Annotated in this window: 2 protein-coding genes; both read right to left on the bottom strand. The window is 37.9% G+C overall.

The annotated features are described in order from the left end of the window. A partial coding sequence (locus HMPREF2637_RS11470) for a KxYKxGKxW signal peptide domain-containing protein (protein ID WP_256315723.1) occupies nucleotides 1-318 on the bottom strand: 318 nt, incomplete at its 3' end. Between the two features lie 58 nt (nucleotides 319-376). Then, nucleotides 377-2763: glucosyl transferase (locus HMPREF2637_RS02775; protein WP_256315721.1), on the bottom strand; the 2387-nt coding region annotated here is incomplete at its 5' end.

Here is a 2763-nt window from a genome sequence, read left to right as displayed (position 1 = left end):
TTCAGAGACTGTTTCTGTTGAAGCCCCTTCAGAGCTGGCCACTGGTGCTTCTGATACTGTGGCAGCTTCACTCGAAGCGGTAGTAGCTGTGTTTTCTGCAGGTTTAGCTGTGGCTTCACTAGTCGCTGGAGCCTCGACGTCAATAGCACCTTCTTTGATGATGGCTTCAACAGTTGCTTCATTAACAGGGGTAGGCTGCTCTTCAGCTGAAGCGTAGTTGAGTCCTGCAAAACTCAATCCCAAAGCCAGTCCTGTCACTGCAATAGTTACCCAATGTTTTTTAACTTTGTGAAGTTTAAAATGTACTTTCTTTTCCATGATAATTCTCCTTTCATTTTAAATCTGTCATTTTTAAGAAGGAGTATTTATAACTTCATTAACTAATGAGTGTTCCGTTTCCATCCGCATCAAAATGATAGGTTTGCCCTTTGATAGTAATGTCAATATTTGACAAACGAGCACCTGAGTTAGCATCGTAGTAGTGGATTTTACCATCGACGGTGACTAGCTCTCCCTTGGCTTGTTTACCGTTACTATGGAAGTAGACTGGGACATTGTCAATGGTTTGTTCACCGGTAACTTTATCACCATTGACATCAACATAGTAGAAATAGTCCTCACAATCGAAGTCTTTGCTTGAAAGTGGGTAGTGACTAATGTCTACTGGTATTGTGTTATCATTGAGACCAAAAATAAAATTATGTGGGTACTTGATAAAAAAGTTATCGACAGGATTACCGTATTTATCTTGAAATTTCCAGTTATAGATATGGACGTAACGGTTTGTTACAAGTGCACCAGTATCCTTATCATAGTAGTGTCCATCAGGAGCAAAACGTCCCTTAACCTGTGCTCCATTAGGGAAGAAGTACATTTTGACATAATCAAGTGTTTGAGGTCCTTTTAGTGGTCGGCCTTCCCTATCAAGGTAATACCAGTCCTTTGCATATAAAATTTCGCCATTTATGGTACTACCAACGGAAGTCAATACTTCTTTAAAAGTATTGGTCACTAGTTCACCAGAGTCTTTGTCATAGAATTTACCGTTTTGAGCAACCCTTCCTTTGGTCTGAAAGCCCCAAGGATTATCAAAGTATAGTTTTTGACCATTAATTTCAACTTCTCCTGTTGCAGCTGTACCATCTTTTGTAAAATAATACCAAGTTCCAGTTCCATTACGTTCGAAAAAGCGATTTTTCAAGATTTTACCACTATGATCAACATAATAGACCTTATTATTTTCATAGATAAAACGATCTCGTAACATTTCTCCAATGTCATAGTGTTTATACGTATTTTCTGGACGGAAGTAATAGAAATCGCCATTAATTTCCTGAAGCCCAAGAACTATTTGTCCTTTATCATCAAGGTAGTAGGTTGAATCATTTTCATTAACAAAGCCTGCATGGGTTACTTTGCAACCATTGTCTTTATCATAGTAGTACTTAGGCATGTAATAATATTTGGAGATAAACTTCGGATCTCTTACAAATCCTCCTTTAATCTGTTTACCATCATGGGGATCGAACATAACATCTTGTCCATCAATAATGTAGGCCCCTTTTAGTGGGCTACCGTATTTATTAACATAGTACCAATTACCATTAACTTCAACGTAACGATTGGTTACGAGATTTCCTGTATTGATATCGTAGTAACCTTTAAGGTCATTATATATATCTAAATAGGCCCCTTTGACTTGTTGTCCATTATCCCGGAAGAATACTCTTTGTCCCTTAATGATTTGGGAACCGATAAGGTTTTCTCCGCTTGCATTCTTATAATACCAGTTACCCTGTTCATCGCTATAGTAGCCGTTAGGGTTTGGAGCATCTTTACCAATTCCATTTTCATCAAAGTTATAAGTCATCCCATTGATCGTTAGGCTTGTATTTACAACACGAGCTCCAGAATCAGGATCATAGTAACGGAGGACCCCATTATCAAGAACAAGTTCTCCTTTAGCTTGACGGCCGTTTGAGTAGAGATAGACGATTTGTCCATTAATAAGGGTTTCCCCATCTTTAGGACGAATAGCATTTCCATCATCACCGTAGTAGTACCATTTATCATGTTCTTTAATTGTTTGTTTTTTGACTAACTGACCGGTTTCTGAGTCAAAATAGTAACGACGGGTAATGTTTGTGGGCGTTCCATATTTATTAGAAGTTGGAAGAGTCTTTCCATCTTCTAGCTCTATGCTGATTCCTTTTTGCATGACACCAGAGTTGATTTCGAAATAATAAAGATTACCATCAATCATACGAGTTCCTGTATATTTAGAACCGTCATTATTGATAAAAAAGGTTCTTCCTTCTTTATCTTGAACGAGACCTTCTTTTCTAACTCTAGCTCCGGTGTTAGGGTCATAATAGTGCATCTTATCAAGATTACCAGAATACTTTTCACTAAAGTCTCCTTTGACTTGAGTTCCGTCATAATCAAAATAAACTTCTTGCCTATCAATGGTTTGTTCCCCCTTGAGAGGAATACCATCCTTGTCAACATAGTACCAGTTTCCCTTATATTCTAGATAACGTTTGGTTTGTAGTTGACCAGTATTATCATCAAAATAACGGTATAGTTTGTAATTTACGATTTGTGGTCCTTTAATTTGTTTTCCGTCCTCCCAGAAGGAGACTCTTACGTTATCAATCGTTTGGTCTCCAGTAAGTTTTTTCCCATTAGCATCTTCATAGTACCAATTCCCCTGTTTATCACTGTAGTAGTGACCGCCAGTGATATTATTTTCAGCAGAGGGAA

The sequence above is a fragment of the Streptococcus sp. HMSC065H07 genome, assembly GCF_001837325.1.
GTDB lineage: Bacteria > Bacillota > Bacilli > Lactobacillales > Streptococcaceae > Streptococcus > Streptococcus salivarius_H.
The sequence above is the reverse complement of the archived record's forward strand: the minus strand, read 5'-3'. Positions and strand labels throughout refer to the sequence as shown.